Raw genomic sequence first — 25,318 nt, 5'->3', positions numbered from 1 at the left:
TATATTCTAAAAAAGAAGAATGGAGGAAATGGTTATGAAAAAAAGAGTATTACTAATTGCGCATGAGTTCCCGCCTAAAATAGGAGGCGCAGGAATGGTAGCAAAAGATATTTGTAATAATTTAGCAAAAAATGACATACAAGTTGATATTATTACAGAATATATTAAGGGAAGAGAAAAATCAGCATATAATTTAATTGAAATAAAGACTGTAAGAAAATTAATTCCCGTATTTTACTATTGGAAGTTATGTAAAATTAATTTGGATCAATATGATAAAATTATTTTGAATGATGCTGCTGGAATTATGTGCATTTGTATGTTTTTTAATAAAGAAATTCAAAAAAAATGCATAGTTTACATGCATGGACAAGAAGTGGAAGGAATATTTATTAACCCTAGTTTATTATATAAAATTACACATTATAAAAAAGGGTTTATAACACTACTTGACAATTGTTTCAGAGTAGTATCTGTTGGTAGTCATTTGAAGAACAAGTTTATTTCTAAAACTAATTTAAGACACTTAGAAGATAAAATTGAAGTTATTAAAAATGGAATAGATACAAATATATTTCATTATGATTATATTGATTTACATAAAAAATTTAATATACCAAAAGACACACATATACTCTTATCTGTAAGTAGAATAGTTGAAAAAAAGGGTTATGATAATATGTATAAAATTTTTAAAAGATTGATATTGGAAAATGAGAGGTTTCATTGGATGATTGCTGGAGATGGTGAGTATCTAAGTAACTTTAAGCAAATGATTGAGAATGATGGATTGTCTCAATATATAACATTTTTAGGAAGGATAAAGAGAGAAAGCTTAAGAACATATTACTCATCTGTTGACATGTTCTGGCTGTTATCAAATTATGAAGAAGCATTACCACTTAGTTATTTGGAAGCACAATTTTGTAATACTGTAGCTATGGGAAGAAATGATTCTGGAACTATGGAAGTTATTAAAAATGACAAAACGGGCTTTTTAGTTAACAATGATGAAGAGGCCTATACTATTATTAAGAACAGAGAATACGAAAAATTAAGACAAGCTGATAAAATAAATTATATAAATGAGTTTTCTATGGAAAAAAACTCGGAAAAGCTACTTAATTTAATATTGTAAGCATCATGTAAGTACTTTAGTTGATATAATGTGATCTGAGGATAATATTCATTAGTTTTAAGCAAAGTGTAGAGAGAGAAATTGGATAATTTAACTTGCAATTATAGTTCAAAAAATAATGCAGAATTAAAAGAATAGATTAAGAAGCTATATTTGTATGCAAGGATTCTAATACTTTCATTTATCAGTATTAACAATTTAAAAAATTAATCATTACAACAAAATATATAAGTAGTGATGTAATTGTAGCAATAGTAAGTATGATTTAATGGTTGGGACTAATAATATATTTATTATTTTAATATGAAAATAGTTTTGAAAACTGATATGTTGTTAACAATTGGAATTTATATAACTAATTTTATTTTGAATTAATGAGTTTAAATAACAATATAACTCAATTACAGAAACTATAAATACAAGATTTCACCATAAAAGGTCATAAAATTTTTTAAATTATATAACATAGTCTTATTTAGAATAAGATATCGTTTGCTTTATATACAAAAGTATTAGCATGATGAAAGTATAGGTTGCATGAAAAAAGATAAAATTGATTTATTTAATATAGATGTTAAAATATTTATTAGCTTATAAATCGATATACTGTTTATCAGAAACAATTTAAGATTAAAATTATTTATAGAATATAGGAGCCGCAAATGAAAGTTATATTAGTAACATATATTTTTTTATTTACTATTTCTTTTTTATTTTCTAAAGAAAACATGAAATATTATTTTTTTATAATTAGTTTAACATTTTCAATTATTGCTCTCTTTTTCGTACCTGATGAATCAATGGATTTATATAGACATTATGAATATTTGGATGTATTAAGGGATTATGGCTGGAAATTAGCAATAACTGTGAGTCCCTTTGGTTCATCAATAGTAGCAAATTTATATTTTTACCTAATTAGTTTTTTAGGAGTAAATGGTCTTTTACCGGCTATAACAGCCTTTATTACATACTATCTAACGCTTAATAGAATATATGAAGTAGCGCTTAAATACAACTGTAGTAAAGCAAATATACTACTGTCTACTTTTTATTTTATAAGTATGCTTGGATATCTTAGTCTTATTAGCGGAATTCGAAGTTTGCTTGCATTTGCATTATTTTCATATTTCTTATATATAGATTTAGTTGAAAATAAAAAGAAAATATTATGTTGGTCAATTTATATTGCACTTTCTTTATTTCATTCTAGTGTTTGGGTATTATTAATTTTTAGAGTTATGCTTAGATTTTATAATAAATTTACAAGGATAGCTTACATAGCTTTTTTAACAACGTGGTCTTTAAATATAGCAAATATAATCAATTTTATAGATAATTTTAGTAATATTAAGATACTCCAAGAATTACAACAAAAAGTTAGTCTATATACGGTTGGAGGATATTTCACGGATTATTCTATTAGAGACTCATTGATCATTCTTATAGTAATATGTATAACATTTTTATTCTTCTTATATACTAATAGAAATCAAAACAAAGAAATGAAATCATATTTTGATTATATTATATTAATAATTGCATTTTGTATAGGATCTATTAATTATTATAGAGTATTCGTATCATTTGTAGCAGTGTTATATTTCTTATCTCCAACGTATATTTTATTAATAAATCATAATCCTGTTTTTGGATTTATCAGAAAACAAAGATGTAAACATAACAAACAATATAACTCACATAATATATCTTTAAATTATATCTTTACTTTAATAATTATAGAAGTTTCAATATACAAATTACTAATTTTATTTAAGAAGGAATATTTATATATGATATTCAAATTATAATAATTAAAGAATAAGTTTCTATACTTATTTATATAATTTTATAATAGAATTTACATATATAATAAAAAATTATATATGTAAGATAAATGGCATGGAATAGAAGTTTATGATATATGAAATATAAGAAATAATGTGTAAATCAATATAGAAAGATGTAGAATATGAATGTAAAGTATAAATATAAGGAATGAATAAAAAAGATTTATAGTAATAACTATTAATTAATTTAGAAAATAACTTTAAGAGGAGTAAATTATGAGCATATTGGTAAGTATAAATTGCATTACATATAACCATGAAAAATATATAGCTGAAGCTATAGAAAGTTTTTTAATGCAAAAAACCAATTTTGATTTTGAAATTCTTATTCATGATGATGCATCAACAGATAGAACAGCAGATATAATTAGGGATTATGAAAAAAAATATCCACATATTATTAAAGCAATTTATCAAACAGAAAATCAATATTCAAAAGGAGTAAGAGTATTCTCTTTAAATGCTAATAGAGCAGAAGGAAAATACATAGCCATATGTGAGGGTGATGATTATTGGACAGACCCATATAAATTAAAAAAGCAAATTTGTTATATGGAGAACAATCCTGAATGTGGCATATGTTTTCATGCTGCAGAAATAGTTAAGGATGGTAAAGGAAGAATAGATGTAATTAAACCTTATAATAAAAGCTGTATTTCATCAACAGAGGATATTATTTTAGGCGATGGAGAATTTATAGCAACCAATTCCATATTATATAGAAAAGATATATTATATAATATGCCAGATTTTTATTTGAATGCTCCTATTAGAGATTATCCATTACAAATCTTATGTTCAATGCATAAGTATGCGTACTATATTAATGATTTTATGTCAGCTTATAGAGTTGGAGTTAAAGGATCTTGGACAAGCTTAATAACGTCGGAAAAAAATAGAGAAGAAAAAATCGTTAATCTTAAGAAGAGAATAATACATATGCTGAATGATTTTAATCAATATTCTAAAGAAATATATTCTGATGCTGTAAATACAAAAATATTAAACTATGAGTTTGATATATTAAAAGTAAGAGGAAAAATAAAACAACTTAAGTTGCCAAAATATAAAATGATTTACAATTCCCTGGGAATGAAAGAAAAAACAAAAATATATGCTAAATGTTATTTTCCCAAAGTATATCAAGGATTATTATATATTAAAGGATATATTAAATAAAATTGGACTGCAACGCTAAAATTGATTAATTAATCTACAATGTAGTAGGATGATATAAAGATAATCAGTCTTTAGTATACTTTAGAATTTTGAGAATTTAATAAAAAACCAACCTATACAGTACCTAATTTATATAAATACATAAATTATATGAAAATAAGATTGAGTTATTAAAACTAACGTTGAAAGTAGCAGTTTCATAGAAATTAGGTATGTTTTAAGTTTTAAAGATAAAGTATTTAGTATATACTTTTAATTTTGCAACTCTAATTATGATGTTATTTTAGGGGCTTAATATAAATAAAACATTCTACAAATTATAAATCATAATTGACGAAAGAGGGAAAACACAATATGGATGTTCAAAGCACAAAATCAAAAGTTCTTGCTTCTCTTTTTTGGAAACTTATGGAGCGTGGGGGAACTCAAGGGATACAATTTATAGTTCAAATAGCGTTAGCCCGGCTTCTTGTACCAGATGATTACGGAGTAATAGCACTTATAGCAATATTTATTACTATAGCTAATGTATTTGTTCAAAGTGGATTTAATATAGCACTTATTCAAAAAAAGGATGTAAATGAAACAGATTTTTCATCAGTATTTTATTTAAGCTTACTTGTTGCCAGTCTGCTATATATAATTCTTTTCTTTATTGCACCAAGTATAGCTACTTTTTATCATGAAGTACAACTTATATTAATACTTAGAGTATTATCAATTACGTTATTTTTTGGAGCATTTAATTCAATTCAAAATGCTGTAATATCTAGAAAAATGCAGTTTAAGAAGCTTTTCTTCAGCAGCTTGGGGGCAATGCTAGTATCTGGAACTATAGGGATAGTTTTCGCATATACAGGGTTTGGTGTATGGGCCTTGGTAGCACAACAGTTAATAAATCAATTTATGATTACTACTATTCTTTGGTTTACAGTAAAATGGAGACCTAAACTAGTATTTTCTTTTAAAAGAGTTAAAGGATTATTTTCATATGGATGGAAGCTATTGGTTTCATCTTTAATTGATACACTTTATATGAATTTGCGTAGTTTAATTATAGGGAAAATATATAATCCGGCTACGCTTGGATTTTATAACAGAGGGGATCAATTCCCACAAATTATTGTAACAAATATTAATGGTTCAATACAATCAGTAATGCTTCCTGCTATAGCATCAGAGCAAGATAACAGACAAAGAGTTAAAGGAATGGTTAGGCGCTCAATTGCTACAAGCTCATTTATACTATTCCCGATGATGGTAGGACTAGCTGTTATTGCTGAACCGTTAGTTATAGTTTTGCTAACGGATAAATGGTTACCATGTGTTCCTTTTTTGCAAATTTCTTGTGCTTCTTATGCTTTATGGCCTATACATACTGCTAATCTACAAGCAATAAATGCTTTAGGACGTAGCGATATTTTCTTGAGACTGGAAGTTATAAAAAAATTAATAGGACTCATTGTTTTATGGATATCTATCAACTATGGAGCTTATGGAATAGCTATAGGAACACTAGTTAGTGGAATAATATCAACGTTTATAAATGCCTATCCAAATTTAAAATTGCTTAAATATAGTTATAAGGAGCAATGTAAGGATATTCTTCCATCGTTAATATTATCTTTAATAATGGGAGCCATTATTTATAATATTAAATGGTTTAACATGCAATCATGGTTAACTTTGATACTTCAAATATTTTTTGGAAGCTTTATATATATAATAATGGCAAATATATTTAAATTGGAATGTTATATATATCTATTAGCAACATTAAAAGACACTTTTAAAATTAGAAAAGGGGCGACAAAATGAAGTTAGGGATAATGCAACCATATTTTTTCCCTTATATAGGATATTGGCAGTTAATGAATGCGGTAGATAAGTATGTTATATATGATGATGTAAACTTTATTAAGGGGGGGTGGATAAATAGAAACAGAGTTTTGATGAGCGGAGAAACTAAAATGATAAACCTTCAGATGAATGGTGCGAGTCCTAATAAACTTATCAATGAAGTTGAGGCATCAGAAAATGTCATTTGTAAAAAGAAGCTGCTTAAGACTATTGAAGCTTGTTATAAAAAAGCACCATATTATGCAAATGTGTTTCCTGTTATTGAGAATATTATTAATCAAGATGAAAAGAGTTTATCACGGTATTTAGAATATAGTATAAGGCGAATTTGTAAGTATTTGAACATAGACACTAAGATAATCCTTTCATCATCAATAAATAAAAATAATAATTTAAAAGGCAAGGATAAAGTTATAGAAATATGCAGTATACTTGGGGCAGATGAATATTACAATGCAGTAGGTGGACAAGAATTATATTCTTATGAAGATTTTGCAGCTAAAGACATTAAGCTAAGATTTTTAAAGACTGGGACAGTTAAATACAAACAATTTAATAACGAATTTGTGTCAAATCTTTCAATTATAGATGTAATGATGTTTAATTCTATAGAAGATATAAAAAAAATGTTGAATCAGTATGAGTTACTGTAGGGGGTAATTTAAATGAAAGAGATAGGTGGATACTTTGGATTAGAAAAGCTTATTAGCAATGAATATTATAAAAACTTAGTATCACTTAACAGTGGCAGGAATGCTTTATTATATCTTCTAAAAGCAAAAAATATAAAAAAGATATATATTCCTTATTATCTATGTGATTCAGTGACTAATATGTTGAAGATGTATGATTATGATTTTGAATTTTATAACATAAGTTCAGATTTTATGCCCGTATTTAATAAGAACATTAATAATAACGAATGTTTGTATATTGTAAATTATTATGGACAACTAGATAATGACAAAGTAATCTATTTAAAAGAAAAGTATAACCAAATTATTTTAGATAATACTCATGCATTTTTCCAAAAGCCAATAGAGTATATAGATACGATATACACCTGTAGGAAGTTTTTTGGTGTACCTGATGGAGCGTATCTTTCTACAGATACTAAGATTAAAGATGATTTAAAGATTGACATTTCTAAAGATAGAATGATTCATATCTTAGGACGTTATGAAGGAACAGCTTCAGAATACTATAATGATTTTCAAAATAACGATGAAGTTTTCAATAGTGAGCTACTAAAATATATGTCAAAATTAACACATAATATTCTCGGTGCAATAGATTATGAAGAAGTTCGTGAAATTAGAAATGAAAACTATGCCTATTTAGATAATAAACTTGGAATATATAATAAGTTGAAATTAAATGCTCCTGATGGGGCTTTTGCATATCCGTTTTATAGAGAAAATGATATTGATATTAGGAAAAAATTGGCAAGTAGAAAAATATATATTCCAACACTTTGGCCAAATGTTTTAAGTGATGTATCAGAAGATGGTATAGAGCAGAATTATGCAGCAAATATTTTACCATTACCTTGTGATCAAAGATACACAGTTAATGATATGAATTACATAATACGAGAATTAAAAGAAATAATACTTGATTAGAGAGTGTGCATAAAAATCTTGGCACTATGGACATATGTTTTCACTCTAAATTGTAAAAGTAATTTTGTGGGATATAGATTACTTTGGGATAGGAAGCGATAAGAAAAATATTAAAATAACTATTTCGGTAGTATTTCCGCAAAATGGATCTGAAACGGAACTAGTGATTAATAAAACAGAGTGAAAAAGTTTTTTAAAGTATTCTTTTATTAGCCATGATCTAATTAAAAGGAGGAATTTAAATGATACTTTATGGAAAAGTTGTTAAGTTAAGACCAATAGAACAAGAAGATTTAGAAATGTTAAGGGAATTAGCTAATGATCCATGGTATGAGAAGATGATTGTTGGCTGGTCATTCCCTATATCCCAAAAAGACCAAGAAGAGTGGTATAAAGAATATAAGTGTAATGATAAGATGATTCGATATATTATTGAAACAGAAGAAGATGGGGCAGTAGGCATGATTGGTTTAAGAGATATTGATTGGAAGAATGGTTCTGCTTCTGGAGGAGGTATGAGAATTGCTAGAAAAGGACTTAGAACAAAAGGAATTGCAACTGATGCATGGATGACACAACTTAAATATGCATTTAATGAATTGCGACTCAATAGAGTAAATGGGAGTGCTATTGATTATAATAAGGCATCTCTGCGCGTAACAGAGAAGGTAGGCTTCAAGGTAGAAGGTGTACAACGACAAGCAATATTTAAAAACGGAACTTATCATGATGTAATACTCTTAGGTGTATTAAAAGAGGATTATGAAGAAGTTATAGCAAAAACAGGCTATTGGGATGAGGATAAATAGTGAGTAGCTGTTTCTAGTTAAATCAGGTAAGATAAGAAGTCTTATCTTATAAATAAGAACACCATTAATTAGATAGAAATAATTAATTAATAGGAAGGTGATTTTTTGAGTATTACAAGTATTGAAATTTCAGATAATACAATTTTTGAGGATAATAGTGTTGGCAGTAATTTCAAAGCATTTAGGAATGCTGTAATTAAAAATTGCTTTTGTGGAGATAATGTATCGATTGGAGATGATACTACAGTTGTTAGTTGCAAATTTGGGGATAACATAGCGATAAACAGAAGAAATTATATTAATAATAGTGAAATAGGAAACTTTACGTATACCGGAATCAATACTACTATAAATTTTTCTACTATAGGGAAGTTTTGCTCTATTGCTCGAAATGTAGATATTGGTGGATTTGATCACGACTACAGCAAGATTACAACAATGCCATTGTTTAGGTTTTCTCAAATATTAGCTGGCGGTGGTAATCTTGTAATGCAGCCTAAACATGAAGAACTGTGTCGTATTGGAAATGATGTGTGGATAGCTGCTGGAGCACATATCCTTCATAAAGTTACTATAGGAGACGGTGCAATTATCGGTGCTGGTGCTGTTGTAACACGAGATGTTGAACCATATGCAATTGTTGCTGGTGTGCCAGCAAGAACAATTAAATATAGGTTTAGTGAAAAACACATTGAAATTCTACAAAGAATAAAATGGTGGGATTGGCCTAAAGATGTCATCATCGAAAATAGTGAGTTTTTAATTCACTCTGAAATTAATGATAAAACCATAGAAAAGCTCTGCCAAATTGCAGAGTCAATAAATAAAGAAAGATAAAAGATGGCTAAAGGAGAGTGGGTAAAATGTTCAATCAATATATTCAGGTAACTAGGTCTTCAATGCCTAATTTTGAAGAATATATAGAAGAAATAAGGGAATTATGGGGCAGCCATTGGTTAACTAATATGGGAGTAAAGCATCAGAGGTTAGAAGAAGAACTTATTAAATATTTAGAAGTACCTAACGCAGCACTTTTTACAAATGGACATTTAGCACTTGAATGTGCAATTGCAGCAATGAATTTAGCAGGTGAGGTTATTACTACACCATTTACATTTATATCTACCACTCATGCTATTGTAAGAAATGGCCTAACACCAGTATTTTGTGATATCGATCCAAAAACATATACTATAGACGTGAATAAACTAGAGAGTCTTATCACAGAAAAAACATCAGCTATTGTTCCAGTTCATGTTTATGGAAATGTATGCGATGTTAATGCTATTGAAGAAATAGCAAAAAAATATAATTTAAAGGTAATTTATGATGCAGCTCATGCTTTTGGAGCCACAGTAAACGGCAGAGGAATTGCTACATATGGAGATGCTTCCATGTTTAGTTTCCATGCTACTAAAGTGTTTAATACAATTGAAGGTGGAGCTATTACTTATAATGATAGTAAACTAACTAAAGTATTAAATGAATTAAAGAATTTTGGAATTACAGGGCAAGAGTCTGTTGAATATATTGCAGGTAATGCAAAAATGAATGAGTTCCAAGCGGCTATGGGTATTTGTAACTTGCGTCATGTGGATGAAGAAATTCAAAAAAGAAAAGTGGTAGTTGATAGATATAATGAACGATTAAGTGGGGTTAATGGTATCAAATTATCCAAGACTCGAGAAGGAATAAAAAGTAACTATGCTTATTATCCAGTTGTATTTGATGGTTATAAGCTAAGTAGAGATGAAGTTACTGAATTATTAAAGAGTGAAAATATATATGCTCGAAAATACTTTTATCCATTAACAAATGAGTTTGAATGCTATAAAAATAAGTTTGATTGTGGACAAACACCAATAGCAAAATATATATCTGATAGGGTGTTAACACTTCCTCTTTATGCAGACTTATCCTTAGAAGATGTAGATACAATTTGTGATATTATATTAAGATAAAGTTTTAAAAATGAAATAACAATAGAAGTAAAAATAATAAAGTAAATATTAAAGAAGAAATGGGTGCATGAATTATGAAAGGAATTATACTAGCTGGAGGATCAGGTACTCGTCTTTATCCAATAACTAAATCAATTTCAAAACAGTTATTACCTGTGTATGACAAACCAATGATTTATTATCCTTTATCAGTACTAATGTTAGCTGGAATAAAAGAAGTTTTAATAATATCTACACCAAGAGATATAAAATGTTTTGAAGAACTTCTGGGAGATGGTTCAAAATTAGGAATGAAATTTGAATATGCTGTACAAGAAAATCCAAATGGGCTTGCAGAAGCTTTTATTATAGGAGAAGAGTTTATTGGAGATTCTTCTGTAGCATTGGTACTTGGTGATAATATATTCTATGCTTCTAATTTTGGAAATAGGCTAAAAAGAGCAGCAGAGTTATCAAATGGAGCTATAATATTTGGATGTTATGTAAAAGATCCAAGAGCTTATGGAGTCGTAGAAGTAGATGAGAATATGAATGCTATATCTATTGAGGAAAAACCCGAAAATCCAAAATCATCTTATGCAGTTCCAGGATTATATTTCTTTGATAATGAAGTTATTAAAATTGCAAAGAGTGTAAAACCTTCTGCAAGAGGTGAGGTAGAGATAACTTCTATTATAAATGAATATCTAAAAGGAAAAAGTTTAAAAGTACAACTTACAGGTAGGGGACTTGCCTGGTTAGATACTGGAACTCACGAATCACTTCTTGAAGCATCGAATTTTGTTGAAGCTATTCAAAAACGCCAAGGATTATATATAGCATGTATTGAAGAAATTGCGTTTAGAAGAGGATATATAACAAAAGAGCAGTTACTAGAACTGGCTGAACCTCTTATTAAGACAGATTACGGTAAATATTTAGTAGAAGTATCTAAGAATGTATAACAATCTTAGATACGCAATAGATTAAAGTCTGAGGACAATAACATAGGAGGAATTTGATTTATGAATATTCTTGTTACAGGTGGAGCAGGGTTTATTGGATCAAACTTTATCTTATATATGCTAAATAAGTATACACAGATAGAGATAATAAATTTAGATAAATTAACTTATGCAGGAAATTTAGAAAATCTTAAATCTATAGAAAATGATAAAAGATACACATTTGTTCAAGGAGATATTTGCGATAAAGAATTGCTTTCAAGTCTCTTTGAAAAATACGATATAAATTATGTTGTACATTTTGCAGCAGAATCCCATGTTGATAGAAGTATAAGAGAACCAGAAATATTTGCTAAGACAAACGTACTTGGCACAGTTAATATGCTTAACTGTGCAAAGAATGCATGGGAAACAGAGACTGGATTTAAAGAAGGAGTTAAATTTCTTCATGTATCAACAGATGAAGTTTATGGATCACTTGGAGATGAAGGATTTTTCACAGAAACTACACCATTAGATCCACATAGTCCATATTCATCAAGTAAGGCAGGATCAGACTTAATGGTTAAGGCTTATTATGATACATATAAAATGCCAGTTAATATAACAAGATGTTCAAATAACTATGGACCATTTCAGTTCCCAGAAAAATTAATACCATTATTAATAAATAACTGTTTACAACACAAAGAATTACCAGTGTACGGAGATGGATTAAATATAAGAGATTGGCTATTTGTAGAAGATCATGCTAAAGCTATTGATATGGTAATAAACAACGGAAGACTTGGAGAAGTTTATAATGTTGGCGGGCATAATGAAAGAGCTAATATACAAATAGTTAAAACAGTTATAAATTATATAAATGAGAATGTAGACAAAGAAGTAACTGAAAGCTTAATTAAATATGTTGAAGACAGAAAAGGTCATGATAAAAGATATGGTATAGCTCCAGATAAGATAAAGGAAGAACTAGGATGGTATCCTGAAACAACATTTGAGGTTGGAATAAAGAAGACTATAAAATGGTATATAGATAATCAAGAGTGGATGAAGAATGTAACGTCTGGAGACTATCAAAAATATTATGAGAAGATGTATAAGTAAGATTTAATATGGTACTTATAATTTTAACTTTAATAGAAAGCGTCCTTTGGGACGCCTTCTTTTGCAATTGACTAATATATGAGTTTATAAAAACATACCTATACTAAGGTGTGTAGTACCACCTTATAAAGGTGAAGTGAGAGAGAAGTGCTACATTTAAAGTTAAGAGTTAAATGTACAAGTAGAAATCAGGAAAGGAAAAGTTGAGAAAAAGAAATAGAAATAGAAAAAAAATTATCAATAGCCAGAAGAAAAATTTACAGAGTTTATGAGGGGGGAGTTACAAATGAAAATTAGAAAAGCGGTCATTCCAGCTGCAGGTCTAGGTACTAGATTCCTACCTGCAACCAAGGCACAACCCAAGGAAATGCTTCCTATAGTTGACAAGCCTACTATTCAATATATTATAGAGGAAGCGGTGGAATCTGGGATAGAGGAAATACTTATAATTACTGGCAGAAGTAAAATTTCCATCGAAAATCATTTTGATAAATCTGTGGAACTAGAGCTTGAATTAGAGCAAAAAAATAAGCAAGATTTACTTAAAGTTGTGCGAGATATAAGTAACTTAGCAAATATTCATTTTATTAGACAAAAAGAGCCTAAGGGGCTTGGACATGCTATAAGCTGCGCTAAGAGCTTTGTTGGTAATGAGCCCTTTGCTGTAATGCTTGGGGATGATGTGGTGGATAATAAGGTACCTTGTTTAAAGCAGCTTATGGATTGCTTTAGTGAATACAAGACATCAGTACTTGGCGTTCAGCGTGTAGCACAAAGTGAAGTTTCTAAGTATGGTATTGTTAAAGAATTAAAAATAGAAGATAGAGTTTGTAAGGTTAAGGACTTAATAGAAAAACCAAGCATAGAGGAAGCTCCATCAAATATAGCAATTCTAGGAAGATATATACTTATGCCAGAAATATTCAATATACTCCAAAACACAGAGCCAGGTAAGGGTGGAGAAATTCAGCTAACAGATGCATTAAAAACACTATTATCCCAGCAAGCAATTTATGCCTATGAATTTGAAGGCAGAAGACATGATGTTGGAGATAAACTAGGTTACCTACAGGCAACAGTAGAAATGGCTTTAAAAAGAGAAGACTTAAGAGAGCCTTTTATGGAATACCTAATAAACATAATTAAATCAGAAGAGATTAAATCTTTTACCACTGCTTCTAAAGAAGCAGCTGCAACCAAATAAATCCAGGGGCCAGGTACTTGGTATAAAATGCAAATATAAAATCCAGTAGAATAGAGAAATATTCTGCTGGTTTTTTATCTTTATAGTTATATGAATTATAAAAAAAGGAGGAAAATGTTTAAAAATATAGAATTTAGTATATAAGGGGGAGATATGATGAAAAAGTTGAAGAGTTTATCTTTATCACTAATAATAGCACTGCTTTTTAGTAGTACTTCTTTTGCACATCCAGGAAGGACTGATTCTAATGGTGGACATCATGTCAGAACATCTGGATGGGGCTATGAAGTAGGGACTTATCACTATCATAGTGGTCCTTATGCTGGATATACAGTAAATTATAGCGGTGAAATACCACAGGCTTTTAAAACTAAATCTACAAATATTTCTAGTGCAACAAGTAATTATGGACAAGTACAAAAGATACAAACTAAATTAAACAGCCTTGGTTATAATTGTGGAACTCCTGATGGAATTATGGGGGCTAAAACAAAGGAAGCTATTATGAAATTTCAAAAGGCAAACAAAATGGTTGTAGATGGTATTCCAGGGCCTCAAACCTTAAGAAAATTAGGATTATAAATTATATTGAAAGTATATGGATTTTTCCGGTAGAGTATTATTGCTTTACTGGATTTTTTATTTTACCCCCTAGCCCCTCCATTAACCCTATAGTTATTTTCCTTTCCTTGTATTTCTATGGTATTACCCATGCACATTTCAAGTATTCTGCTTCCCACTGCTTCGTCAAGTTCTAGGAGCCTTTCCATGGTATATTCGCTGGAAATTATCATGGGATAGTTGTTTAAATATCTATAATTTATTATTTCGAAGATGATGTTTATGTCTGATTCTGTGATTTTCCCTTTAAATAAGTCATCTATTACTATAAGCTCTGAAGTTTTATACTTGCCAATAAGGGAGCTGTAGCTTTCTTCATCCAGCATGTTTTGTTTAATTTTAGTTATTACATCTCTATAGGGCATATAAATAACTTTTACTCCTTTGTCTATTAAATTAATGGCTATGGCAGTGCAGAGATGGGATTTGCCACTACCAACTTGTCCAAGAAAGGCTATGCTGTTATGTCTTGTGTTTCTTATTTCACCAAAGAATTTAAGATAATTTAAAGCCGCAGTTTTGCACTTTTTAGTGATGTTATTATATATTTTATAGTTCTTTAAATTAAGCTGCGAGCTATCCACATTTAGCCCTGAAAGCTTCCATTTGGACTTAATATTATTTTTAACAGTGCAGCTGCAGGGAGTTATAATATCTTGATATTTTTCATGTCTTTTTACAATAAAGCCAACTCCTCTACATATAGGACAAACATCTGATACGTCGGGGGTATAACCTTTATTTCTCAAATTGGTGGTGGAACTTTTATCACTCCAAAGCTTTTCTTGAAAATCATTAGCGGAACTCTGCAAAGTCTTCCTCTGTGAATTCTGGAAGCTTTGGTTCTTCTGGTTTAAATCCTGCGTATTTTCCTTTGACTTCTCCCTGAGCCTTTTTATTATAGCTTGAATATTGTCTAGCTCTTGAGTATTTCTTTTCTCCATGATTATCATCCTTCCTTTCTTTTGGTGCTCCAGGGTCATAATCTTTATTTTCCAGACAGCCCCTTTGGTTTTTACCGGCTTCTTTGTAGTTTTGCATATACTCCTGAACTTCGTTTAAGCTATGTAAGTTGAGGTCCATCCAGTTGTATAAAATAGACTCTATATATCTAAAACTCCTTGATCTATTTTCTACGGAGATTTCCATGGCTTTTATGATTAAATCGGGATTTTTTATATCTTCATACAAAAGCCTTAACTTTTCACATTCGTGTGGAGTTGGAAGATGAATATTTGAACTAAAGAATTTGATAATAGCATCAAAGTTCGTAAGCTTATCCTCGATGCTTCTGCCATTATCCTCATCTGCACCTGATTTTACCGTTTTATCTGTGTTATCTATTTTACAATTTGCTCTCAGGGGTCTGGATTCTACTTCTACTACAACATCTTTGGAGTTAGTCTCTGGAGTAATCTCTGGTATTGGTTTAGTAAAACTAGTCTCATCCACTGTTAAGATTGAGCAGTTCTTTTTTTTAAAAGTCTTTTTCATTTGCTCATTATTATCACAGTACAAATTGTCATTATCGGTAACTATTTTAAGAATACAATTATCTGCAATATCATCATCTTTCTGTTTTTTATCAACATTTTGCTCTGCATTAAATTTTTCTTGAAGCTTATTTAAAGCATCATAATTTATGCTGTACCATTTAGTTTTGTCCATCTTTGATTTATTGAAATTTCCAGATAAGATAATTTCCATGTCTTCAAGTTTTTTTATAAGCCTTCTTATAGTGCTCTCACAAAAGAATGGAAGCTGCTTTTGCCAGCTTGCATAGCTGTTAAATATCCAAGGCCTTCCTTCTATAATATGAGTGGATTTTTCAAGCCAATAAATCATTTGCTGAACTATTATACTTTCAGACACTCCAAGAATTACTGCTAGATTTACATCAATAACTACACATTTTTTATCCATTATATTCTCCTCCTTTGTTCTTTTGGGGCCAGACTCCTGGGATGATTTGGATAATTTGCAACTTCAACATAAATATCCCTCTATTTATATATAAACAAATTAACTTCTTCAAAAAAGACAGGGTAAATAAAATATTTTTTTATTTTGCTGTCTTTTTTGGAGAGACTAATTTGTTTTATATATTATATAGGGATAAATTATACTAATGTGTAAATATAAGTATTATAGGGGGAGAGTGTAATATGATGACAGATTATGAAGCTAAAAGGTTATTGGATGAAGTACAGCCTGTATATGGAGAGAAGACATTAGAATATTGGGGTAGTATTGAAAGATGTATAATTTCATACGCTAAAAGATGCTGCAGCAGCGAATATTTTTCCTGGCAGGACTTAGAAGAGCTTATTTCAGAATCCATTATAGCTCTGTATAAGTTGCATAATAAAATTGAAGAAGAAAATAAGGAAGTAACTTGTTATTACATTACAAGGGCAATGAAAAATTTTTTTGTAAATAGCTATAATGAAAAAAAGAGAAAGAGAAAAAGGAGGGAAGAATATAGTTCCTTAAAAAAGAATTATGGAGAAGAACAGTGCTTTGATATAATTGCTGAAAGGTCTCAACAAGTAATGCTTAACACTGTAGAAGATGAACTTGTATACAGTCCTTTAATTGATATGATTGAGGATAAGTTAAGTAAGGAAAGTAAAGATGTACTAGAGTTTATTTTAGAAAATCAATATATCACGGCTGAAGCCTATGCAAAGGATAGAGAGCTCAAATACACTACAGCTTTAAAAAGAATTGAGAGGTTTAGAGAGCAGGTAAAGTATGCAATGTATATATGGGAAAAAGAAAATGAAGAGGAAGTAAAGCTTATGGGTGAAGTCTTTGAGTGTTTGCATGATTTTCATAGGCATTAACTTAATTAAGGGGAGGAGAATCTTTTGAGTATGAATGAGTTTAAGAAAGAAAACTCTATATATTTGGAAGAGTTAGCTCTTAAAGCTCAAGGTGGTGACAAAAAAAATTTAGAAGATTTAATTATATACTTTAAACCGTATATAAAAAAGCAAGCCCTATGTACCTATGTAAAGGGGTATGACATAGAAGATTTAATTCAAATAGGGTATATAAGCCTCATTAAGGCTATAAATATGTACAAGCCTTTAAATAAAAACTTTGAGTACTATGCTTTGGCATCAATTAAGAGAAACTTTTATTATCTTATAAGAAAAGAATCCCGCCATAATGCTGAATACAGTATGGATTTTGAAACAGGAGAGGGACTTACGCTGCAAGATGGAATAGAGGATGACTTTAATTTAGAGGAGGAGCATTTAAAGAAGGAGACTTATAAGCAACTTAAAAAAGTTATTAAACTCTTAAATGAAGAAGAACAAAGCATGATAAAATGGGTGTATTTTGATAGGAGGAGTTTAAAGAGTTATGCAGAATCAATGGGGATTACTTATAGCCAATCAAGGTATAAGATAAAGCAAGTAATCAAAAAGCTTAGAGAATCTTTTGAGTAAGCAGTGACCAGGTGTTATAGTATCTAGTTGCCAAATTAGAACATATGCTAATTTTTTCTCACTTTCCTGTTTACTGCATATTAAATAGTGAAACATCTCAAATGAATTGAGATGTGCTGATTTATAACGAGATCATAGATTTCTATAAATCATGCAAATGAAACATCTTAAATAAGTTGAGGTGTGTTAATGAAAGGAGTTGATAGTATGGCTGTTACAGCTGATATGGTTAAAAAGTATTTAATTCTTGAATATGTGGTGGGAACTGATGACGAGGGCAAGGACGTTCTTGGAAGTCAAAGATTCTCCAAAATCAAAACTGCTGCAACTGATGATGCCTTAAATGCTGTTGCACAGGCAATATCTCCTGTACTTAAAAATCCAGTTTTGTATGCTAAGAAACAAGAAGACAGCGTATTTAGTTCAACTATTTAATATTAGCTTATTCATAAAAAAGGAGGAATGATTTATGGCTAAGAGTTTAGTTTTATCCTTTGTGAACGTCGGAGGAAAGAAGACCAGCATCACAGTAAACAATATAAAAGATGCAGTAACTGCAGCAGAAGCTAATGCACTTATGGATACTATAATTGCCAAAAATGTATTTGAAACCAAAGATGGAGACTTGGCTAGTAAAAGCGGTGCTTATGTGGTAGATAGAGAAAAAACTGAAATAAAACTATAGTATTTAAAAACACCTGGGATAGAACCGTTTTATGGTTCCAACTCAGGTGTTTTATTAGCAAGCGAAAAAACTCGGCGGTAGCCAGTAAGAAGAACCGCAGGAATTGAGAGTTTCTGTAGTTTTTATGTTAAATGAATATTTAGTAAAATTGAGTTGAAATATCGGTGTAAAAGGTTGAATGATTTGATATAATAATATTAAGAAAATACACTTTAATTTCCTTGGAAAGGAATATAAATAATGAGTAAAGATTTACAGGATATAAAAACAAGAAAACATGTATTTGATGAAACTATTAAAACATTAGAGAGAAAAGATTTTAAGGGATTAGCTAGTTTGGGTATACCTAATATAGATGATGCAGAAGAAGTACATCTAGAGTTTACTGAATTATCAATGGCAGATATGCGAGACGCTGATTATATTGCAAAAGTTACTATGAATAAAGAAGAATTTATATTACATATGGAGTTTGAAACTAATTATAAGAGTAATAAAGAAATGAGTAAGAGAATGCTTAGATATTATACTTATATTAACTGGTATGAAGAACTTCCTATATATCAAGTACTGATTATATTAAAAAAGCCAAGCATAAGTAATATAATCAATGGTATACAAGCAACTGTATTAAATGATGAAATATTAAATTATAAATATAAAGTTATAAAAGCATATGATATGGATAAGAATGAAATACTTAAAGACAAAAAAGTAGTTCTTTATCCATTGAGAGTATTTATGAAAAATGATAAAGAAAGTGATTTAGAGCATATTGAGGAATGCTTAAAAGTTGTAGAAGAACTAGAAGATAAAGATTATTATTATTTAACAGTGGAGTTGAGTAAAAGACTTTATAAAGAAGAGGTATTAGAGAAATATGTAAAGGAGGATATATATATGGCATCTGCATTATATAAAGAACCTTATGACAGGGGAAAAGAGGAAGAAAGAGTTAGGTTGGCAAAATTAATAATAAAGCAGTTAACTAAAAAATTTGGGTTATTATCTAAAGACATGAGAGAAAACATAGAAAAATTAGATTCATATAATCTTGAATTAATAGGTGAGGATATTTTTGATTTAAATAGCTTGGAAGAAGTAGAAAAGTATATTTCACAATAGCAAGCAAGTATGGCCAGTGAATCATGTCCACACAAGGGTATGCGGTGGCACCACCAAAAAGCGAAGTAAGGGGAAAATGAGACATTTGAAGCGAAGAGTTAAAAGTAAAAATAGGATTTAGAGAAGGAAGAGCTAAGAAGAAAGAACAGAAGAAACTTGGCGACATCCATGAAGCAAACTACCAAATTGAGCAATAGCAGTTTGGTAGTTTTTTTATATTTGTAATTATTTATTGAACCTATGATATAAGTACAGAAGTATCAGTTTTAATTATAAATCAATAAACAAGTTATGATATACTTAAGTTATTGGTATAATAATTACAATTTAATGGAGGATTAGTTATGTTAACATCTTTAAAAATAGCTGTAAGATTTTTAAAAAGTAGTAAGATACAAACCTTTATTATAGTTATTGGTATTGCTATAGCGATATCTGTACAGATTTTTATAGGTCTACTAAGTCAGGGACTTGAAAAAAGCCTTTTAAGTAAGGTCGTAGGAAGTTTTGTTCATATTACTGTGACATCATCTAAAGAAAGTATAGATTCATGGAAAAATGTAAAAGAGAAAATAAAAGCTGTAGATACAAATATAACTACAGTAGCACCAGTGGTTGACCATTATACCGTTATAAGCCCAGATAATAACAAACAAAATGTACAAGTGAGGGGGTTCATTCCTGAGGATATTAATACGCTCTATGATATGAAGGCCAAGCTTTATGAAGGAAATATGATTAATAAACCTGGTCAGGCTCTTGTTGGGAAAGAATTAAAAAATAAGTTCAATATAAATATAGGAGATAAAATAGATATAATAAGTTCTCAAGGAAGAAAAACTCAGCTTACTGTATCAGGCTTTTATGATTTAGGGGCAGTTAAGTTAAATAGTGCTTGGATTATGACTGATTTAAAGACTGCTCAGGACTTATCTGGCCTTGGGGAGAAGGTTACTTCTATGGAAATTTCAGTTAAAGATGCTTATAATGCAGATTATATTGGAAGTAACATAAAAAAGATGCTTAAAGATAAGGATTTAAAAGTAGAAAACTGGAAGGAACAAAATAAGTTTGTAGCCAGTGCCATAGTTGGGCAAAAGATTTGTTCCATTATAATTCAGTTTTTTGTACTTCTTGCAGCTGTATTGAGTATAATGAGCATACTTAATATAAGCGTAGTACAAAAGTATAAGCAAATTGGTATTTTAAAGGCCATGGGAATAAAAGACGGCTCAGCAGCTTTTATATTTTTACTAGAGGCTCTTATTTTAGGGGCAATAGGAACAGCTGTAGGGATTTTATTTACGTTAATATATATAAAAGGTTTTAATAAGTACATAGTTACCTCTGATGGAAAACCCATTGTAAATATAATTATAAATAATAGGTTTATAATTATGTCATCTTTAATTTCTATAAGTTCTTCAATTTTAGCTGCAATATTCCCAGCATTAAAGTCCTTTAGATTAAGTGCAATGGAGGTAATTAAAAATGGATAGTATTATAGAACTTAAAAATATAAATAAGACATATGGAAGAAGAGTTAAAACTGAAGTATTACATAATGTGAATATGTCCATTGAGGAAGGTTCCTTTAGCTCTATAATAGGAGCTTCAGGCAGTGGCAAAACTACTCTTTTAAATATAATGGGGACTTTAGATAAACCCACAAGCGGAGAACTTTATATTGAAAATAAAAGGATTGATAAAATTAGTAGAGGCTCTCTGGCAGCTCTTAGAAATAAAAAGATAGGTTTTGTATTTCAATTTCATTATCTTCTTCCAGAGTTTAATGCTTTGGAAAATGTGCTTATGCCCCATACTATAAGTAAAGTTTTTCGTGGCAGAAAAACTCGTGAAAGGGCAGAAATGCTTTTAGATTTAGTCGGACTTTCAGAAATTAGGAAGAAAAAGGTTTGCGATTTATCTGGTGGACAGCAACAAAGAGTTGCCATTGCAAGAGCGCTTATGAATAATCCTAAAATTATATTAGCAGATGAGCCTACAGGAAATTTAGATTCTAATTCAGCAGAGGGCATATATAATATATTTAGGGATATAAATAAAAACTTTAAAACCACCTTTGTCATAATAACTCATGATGAGAGGATAGCTAAAAAGACTGATAGAATAATTGAAATAAAGGACGGAAAAGTTTTGTAGTTGGGGGCCAGACCCCTGGGATATTTAACCAGGGGTCTGGCCCTTGGAGTAAAATGTAAGCGACAAATAAGTGTATTTTCAGCAAGTTTTGTCTAATTATGATATAATATAGATTGAGGCAATTTTAGTTAGAGTTCATAATGTTAATATAGTCATTATGGACTCTAATATTATATGCTTAAAAACTTTTATTTACAAAACCTACAAAACTTTTAAAGGAGTTGATTTTTATTATGAAAAAGCCAAATAAGGGTGAAGTATTAACACAGGAACAGGCAGAGCAGAAGATACTGAAGATTATGTCAGAACCACAGCCAGTACGTACAGAAGAAACAGCTCCAAAAGTAAACAAGCCTCTAAACTAAGAAGATGAATATTTCATGGAGAAAACGAAAAGTTATCTTAAATGGATACTAGTAATAATTTAGATGGTAGTTATATTTTTATTTTCAAATGATCCTGCCAGTAGAGTAAAAATATTCTACTGGATTTTTTTTTAGCATTGAACAGGGCCAGACCCCTGGAATATTTAACCAGGGGTCTGGCCCTTGGGATAAAATGTAAAAAAACAAAATAAAGCTTTACAATAGCTAGTGAGAAAAAATGCATAAATTAAAAGTTTCTGTATTTTTTTTGTTAAATTATTTGATATAATAATATCAACAGAATACACTTTAATATCATTAGATATGTGATATACGGGGGAGAACTTTATGAGATTATTTAAAATGAAAAAGGCAAGAACTAAAACCATAGGAATTTTTGCGGCTCTAGTAATACTTATAAGCAGTCTTAATTGTTCATATGTCAATGCAGCAGGAGATAGCACTTTATCAGAAGCCAAAAGTATAATTGAAAAGTACTATATAAGTGATGTCTCAGATGAAGTCTTAAATTCAAGTTCTATAGAAAGCATAGTAAAGCAGCTTAATGATCCTTACTCTAGTTATTTTACTAAAGAAGAATATGAGAATTTTACTGGTAGTATAGATAATAGGTTCACAGGTATTGGTGTGCAGGTACTTATGGATGATGAGGGAGTGAAGATAACTGGTGTTTTTAAAACTTCTCCAGCAGAAGAAAAAGGATTAAGAGTAGGAGATATTGTTGTAAAAGCAGATAATATTACTTTAAAGGGCTTATCTTCAGAACAGGCTATAAGTTATATAAAAGGACAAGAAGGAACTAGTGTCCATCTTGTTATACAAAGAGATACAAGTGTCCTAGAGGTGGATGTAATAAGAAAGCAAATATCTCTTCCTACAGTAGAAAGTGAGGTTTTAAACAATCATATAGGATACATAGAAATTAATTCATTTGGAGAAAATACGCCAGATGAATTTAAACAAAACCTAGGAAAGCTGGCAAAAGCCAATGTAGAGGCATACATAGTAGATTTAAGATATAATTCAGGTGGATATGTAGAAGCAGCTAGGGATATTGGAGGATATTTTGTAGGAGACAAGTCCCTTATGATAATGAAAAATGGTGCAGGAGCTTCGGCAAGTTTTAAAGCTTATAAGCATGACATGGTAATAGAAAAGCCTGTGATTTTTTTAATTAACCAGTATAGTGCAAGTGCCTCTGAACTTCTATCAGCAGCGGTAAAGGATTATAAGAAAGCCATTTTTATAGGACAAACTACCTATGGGAAGGGAGTGGCTCAAGGTATATTTCCTTTAAGTGACGGAAGCTTTCTTAAACTCACTACCTATGAATTTTTATCTCCTTATAGAAATACCATAAATCGCGTAGGAGTAAGTCCAGATTTTCAGGTAGATGATAAGTATATTAATTCCTTATATTTAGCAAACTTGCTTTTAAGTGAAGTAGATAATAGTCATAGCATAGTATCTTTAGATAATAAAGAAGGGTATATAAAGGTTTTAATTAATAATCAAAGTTTTTATATAAATATTAATGAAGCTAGAAAAGATGAAAATTGGGAAGCTTATAAATATCTTATAGATAATATAGATATTGATAACTTATTTTTAGGTAAGAAAAATGGATGGACAAGTTTTTCTAATGAAGGTTTAGATGAAAATCTAGAAGACAAAACAAATCTTTTATATCCTAATGATAAAGTTTTAAAAAGCTTAATTAAAGATAGTACAGATAAAACATTTACCATAACATTTAATACAGCAATAGATCCTAAAACTGCAAATAATGAAACTATTGAATTAATAAATGGAGATACTGGGCAGCGCATACCATCAAATATAGAAGTAACACAGGGAAGTAAAGTTAGCTTAAAATTAAAAGATGAATTAAAGCAGGGGTTTTATTATCTTGTAGTAAGTGACAAAGTAAAGGATGAAGATGGGAAGAAGTTAAATAAAGAAACAGTGACAAAGATTCTGATAAATTAGGGGCCAGACCCCTGGGAGTTTATTCCAGGGGTCTGGCCCTTGGGATAAAATAGTATCGATGGAGGAATATATGAAATCAAAGAAAACATATTTTAAATGGATATTAGTAGTAATTTGGATGGCAGTTATATTTTCATTTTCAAATGATCCTGCAGTGGTATCAGATGAAAAGAGTGGATTTGTATTAAAAATGATGAATACTTTAGGTATAGATCTGAACAGTTATTTTGGAGAACTTGCCAATTTTATAGTTAGAAAAGCTGGTCACTTTACAGAGTATTTTATATTATATGTATTGTTATTTCATGCTTTGGAAGATAACTATTCTTTAAAGCAAAGTTTAATTATATCCTTGGCAATAACATTTCTATATGCCTGTTCTGATGAGTTTCATCAAATCTTTATTCCAGGAAGAGAAGGAAGATTTAGAGATGTCTTAATTGATACTTCAGGTGGGATTTTTGCGTTAATACTTGCAGTGATGATGAAAGTAAGGGGCCAGACCCCTGGGATTTAATCCCAGGGGTCTGGCCCCGGTTTAAAATTTGATTTTATGTTAATAATCATAGATAACAATGGAAAATGAAGGTGAGGATAAATGCCAAGACAAAAGCATAAGTGGTATCCAGGGGCTGAACTCCATGTAATTGCTAGGGGAAATCATAAAAATGATATCTTTAGAGATAAAATAGATTATGAAGTATATTTAAATTATTTACAAGAAGCTATAAAATATTATGATGATAAGTATCATATAGATGCATATGTTTTAATGACAAATCATGTACATCTTTTAGTAGGCACAGAAGATAGGGATATATCTGATTTTGTGAGAAGAGTACACAGTAGATATGCAAGTAATTTTAATAAAAAATATAATTACGTAGGGCATTTGTTTCAAGATAGATATAAATCAGAGTTAATACAAGATGATAGATATTTTTTGGAGGTTAGTAGGTATATACATTTAAATCCTGTAAGAGCTAACATGGTTAAGCTTCCTGAGGAATATAAGTGGAGTAGTTACGGTATGTATATAGGGAAAGCAAAAGAACGGCTAATATCATCAGATAAAATACTTTCGTATTTTAGGGGAGATTCTAAAGCAGAACTATATAAAGCATTTGTTGAAAGTGTGATATAATTGAATGAACAAGGGGCCAGACCCCTGGGAATATCATCCAGGGATCTGGCCCCTTAAAGAAGATGGAGGTAAA

At 29.9% G+C, this 25,318-nt stretch carries 26 protein-coding genes; 24 read left to right on the top strand and 2 right to left on the bottom strand.

The features are described 5' to 3' along the window. Positions 1-34 precede the first annotated feature (34 nt). The 13 genes from CRN98_RS13280 (at position 35) to CRN98_RS13220 (ending at position 14,256) form a co-directional block, all read left to right on the top strand. The gene (locus CRN98_RS13280) at positions 35-1,138 is read left to right on the top strand and encodes a glycosyltransferase family 4 protein (protein ID WP_179632141.1); all 1,104 of its coding nucleotides are present in this window, start codon (positions 35-37) and stop codon (positions 1,136-1,138) included. A 662-nt stretch (positions 1,139-1,800) separates the two neighbouring features. Further along, positions 1,801-2,949, top strand: coding sequence for an EpsG family protein (locus CRN98_RS13275; RefSeq protein ID WP_097027913.1), 1,149 nt, complete (start codon positions 1,801-1,803; stop codon positions 2,947-2,949). Positions 2,950-3,204: 255 nt separating this feature from the next. After that, positions 3,205-4,167 carry a glycosyltransferase family 2 protein gene (locus CRN98_RS13270; protein WP_242960956.1) on the top strand — a complete coding sequence of 321 codons (963 nt, stop codon included), beginning with the start codon at positions 3,205-3,207 and terminating at the stop codon, positions 4,165-4,167. A gap of 354 nt (positions 4,168-4,521) precedes the next feature. Continuing rightward, positions 4,522-5,985: a lipopolysaccharide biosynthesis protein gene (locus tag CRN98_RS13265; protein WP_097027911.1), complete on the top strand. Its 1,464-nt coding sequence runs from the start codon at positions 4,522-4,524 to the stop codon at positions 5,983-5,985. Continuing rightward, positions 5,982-6,680, top strand: coding sequence for a WbqC family protein (locus CRN98_RS13260; protein WP_097027910.1), 699 nt, complete (start codon positions 5,982-5,984; stop codon positions 6,678-6,680). Before CRN98_RS13265 ends, CRN98_RS13260 begins: the two co-directional genes overlap by 4 nt. A gap of 12 nt (positions 6,681-6,692) precedes the next feature. Next, a complete protein-coding gene (locus CRN98_RS13255; protein ID WP_097027909.1) occupies positions 6,693-7,649 on the top strand; it encodes a hypothetical protein in 957 nt (318 codons plus the stop codon). 242 nt (positions 7,650-7,891) lie between these two features. After that, positions 7,892-8,458, top strand: coding sequence for a GNAT family N-acetyltransferase (locus tag CRN98_RS13250; RefSeq protein WP_097027908.1), 567 nt, complete (start codon positions 7,892-7,894; stop codon positions 8,456-8,458). A gap of 105 nt (positions 8,459-8,563) precedes the next feature. Then, on the top strand, positions 8,564-9,295 hold the full coding sequence (locus CRN98_RS18080; RefSeq protein ID WP_097027907.1) for a CatB-related O-acetyltransferase: 732 nt from the start codon (positions 8,564-8,566) through the stop codon (positions 9,293-9,295). Between the two features lie 26 nt (positions 9,296-9,321). After that, the gene (locus CRN98_RS13240) at positions 9,322-10,419 is read left to right on the top strand and encodes a DegT/DnrJ/EryC1/StrS family aminotransferase (RefSeq protein ID WP_097027906.1); all 1,098 of its coding nucleotides are present in this window, start codon (positions 9,322-9,324) and stop codon (positions 10,417-10,419) included. Positions 10,420-10,493: 74 nt separating this feature from the next. After that, a complete protein-coding gene (gene rfbA / locus CRN98_RS13235; RefSeq protein WP_097027905.1) occupies positions 10,494-11,363 on the top strand; it encodes a glucose-1-phosphate thymidylyltransferase RfbA in 870 nt (289 codons plus the stop codon). A 60-nt stretch (positions 11,364-11,423) separates the two neighbouring features. Beyond that, positions 11,424-12,470, top strand: coding sequence for a dTDP-glucose 4,6-dehydratase (rfbB, locus tag CRN98_RS13230; RefSeq protein ID WP_097027904.1), 1,047 nt, complete (start codon positions 11,424-11,426; stop codon positions 12,468-12,470). A gap of 286 nt (positions 12,471-12,756) precedes the next feature. After that, positions 12,757-13,674 (top strand): UTP--glucose-1-phosphate uridylyltransferase GalU, encoded by a 918-nt coding sequence (galU, locus tag CRN98_RS13225; RefSeq protein WP_097027903.1) that lies wholly within the window; start codon positions 12,757-12,759, stop codon positions 13,672-13,674. A 156-nt stretch (positions 13,675-13,830) separates the two neighbouring features. After that, the gene (locus tag CRN98_RS13220; RefSeq protein ID WP_097027902.1) at positions 13,831-14,256 is read left to right on the top strand and encodes a peptidoglycan-binding protein; all 426 of its coding nucleotides are present in this window, start codon (positions 13,831-13,833) and stop codon (positions 14,254-14,256) included. 62 nt (positions 14,257-14,318) lie between these two features. Here CRN98_RS13220 and CRN98_RS13215 read toward each other — a convergent pair whose 3' ends face one another. Continuing rightward, positions 14,319-15,107, bottom strand: a complete 789-nt coding sequence (locus CRN98_RS13215) for an ATP-binding protein (protein ID WP_242960954.1) — start codon at positions 15,105-15,107, stop codon at positions 14,319-14,321. Continuing rightward, positions 15,091-16,218 (bottom strand): DnaD domain-containing protein, encoded by a 1,128-nt coding sequence (locus CRN98_RS17955; RefSeq protein ID WP_097027900.1) that lies wholly within the window; start codon positions 16,216-16,218, stop codon positions 15,091-15,093. Before CRN98_RS17955 ends, CRN98_RS13215 begins: the two co-directional genes overlap by 17 nt. 242 nt (positions 16,219-16,460) lie before the next feature. Here CRN98_RS17955 and CRN98_RS13205 point away from each other — a divergent pair, with 242 nt between their 5' ends. The 11 genes from CRN98_RS13205 (at position 16,461) to CRN98_RS13160 (ending at position 25,245) form a co-directional block, all read left to right on the top strand. Beyond that, entirely contained in the window at positions 16,461-17,141 is a 681-nt protein-coding gene (locus CRN98_RS13205; RefSeq protein WP_097027899.1) for a hypothetical protein, read from the top strand. Positions 17,142-17,171: 30 nt separating this feature from the next. Next, positions 17,172-17,753, top strand: coding sequence for a sigma-70 family RNA polymerase sigma factor (locus CRN98_RS13200; RefSeq protein WP_143331298.1), 582 nt, complete (start codon positions 17,172-17,174; stop codon positions 17,751-17,753). Between the two features lie 189 nt (positions 17,754-17,942). After that, complete coding sequence (locus CRN98_RS13195) at positions 17,943-18,188, top strand: DUF1659 domain-containing protein (protein ID WP_097027897.1); 246 nt, start codon at positions 17,943-17,945, stop codon at positions 18,186-18,188. Positions 18,189-18,222: 34 nt separating this feature from the next. Next, the gene (locus tag CRN98_RS13190) at positions 18,223-18,438 is read left to right on the top strand and encodes a DUF2922 domain-containing protein (RefSeq protein ID WP_097027896.1); all 216 of its coding nucleotides are present in this window, start codon (positions 18,223-18,225) and stop codon (positions 18,436-18,438) included. A gap of 240 nt (positions 18,439-18,678) precedes the next feature. Continuing rightward, positions 18,679-19,563 carry a DUF4351 domain-containing protein gene (locus tag CRN98_RS13185; protein ID WP_097027895.1) on the top strand — a complete coding sequence of 295 codons (885 nt, stop codon included), beginning with the start codon at positions 18,679-18,681 and terminating at the stop codon, positions 19,561-19,563. Between the two features lie 344 nt (positions 19,564-19,907). Continuing rightward, the gene (locus tag CRN98_RS13180; RefSeq protein WP_097027894.1) at positions 19,908-21,062 is read left to right on the top strand and encodes an ABC transporter permease; all 1,155 of its coding nucleotides are present in this window, start codon (positions 19,908-19,910) and stop codon (positions 21,060-21,062) included. Further along, complete coding sequence (locus tag CRN98_RS13175; RefSeq protein ID WP_097027893.1) at positions 21,055-21,726, top strand: ABC transporter ATP-binding protein; 672 nt, start codon at positions 21,055-21,057, stop codon at positions 21,724-21,726. Before CRN98_RS13180 ends, CRN98_RS13175 begins: the two co-directional genes overlap by 8 nt. A gap of 233 nt (positions 21,727-21,959) precedes the next feature. After that, positions 21,960-22,091 (top strand): hypothetical protein, encoded by a 132-nt coding sequence (locus tag CRN98_RS18075; RefSeq protein WP_278335429.1) that lies wholly within the window; start codon positions 21,960-21,962, stop codon positions 22,089-22,091. A 348-nt stretch (positions 22,092-22,439) separates the two neighbouring features. Next, on the top strand, positions 22,440-24,101 hold the full coding sequence (locus CRN98_RS13170; RefSeq protein WP_097027892.1) for a S41 family peptidase: 1,662 nt from the start codon (positions 22,440-22,442) through the stop codon (positions 24,099-24,101). Between the two features lie 70 nt (positions 24,102-24,171). Continuing rightward, positions 24,172-24,618, top strand: a complete 447-nt coding sequence (locus CRN98_RS13165) for a VanZ family protein (RefSeq protein ID WP_179632138.1) — start codon at positions 24,172-24,174, stop codon at positions 24,616-24,618. A gap of 81 nt (positions 24,619-24,699) precedes the next feature. Then, positions 24,700-25,245, top strand: coding sequence for a transposase (locus CRN98_RS13160; RefSeq protein WP_097027890.1), 546 nt, complete (start codon positions 24,700-24,702; stop codon positions 25,243-25,245). Positions 25,246-25,318 lie beyond the last annotated feature (73 nt).

The organism is Clostridium peptidivorans (assembly GCF_900205925.1).
GTDB classification, from domain to species: domain Bacteria; phylum Bacillota; class Clostridia; order Clostridiales; family Clostridiaceae; genus Clostridium_AK; species Clostridium_AK peptidivorans.
This window is presented reverse-complemented; position numbering and strand designations above follow the sequence as displayed.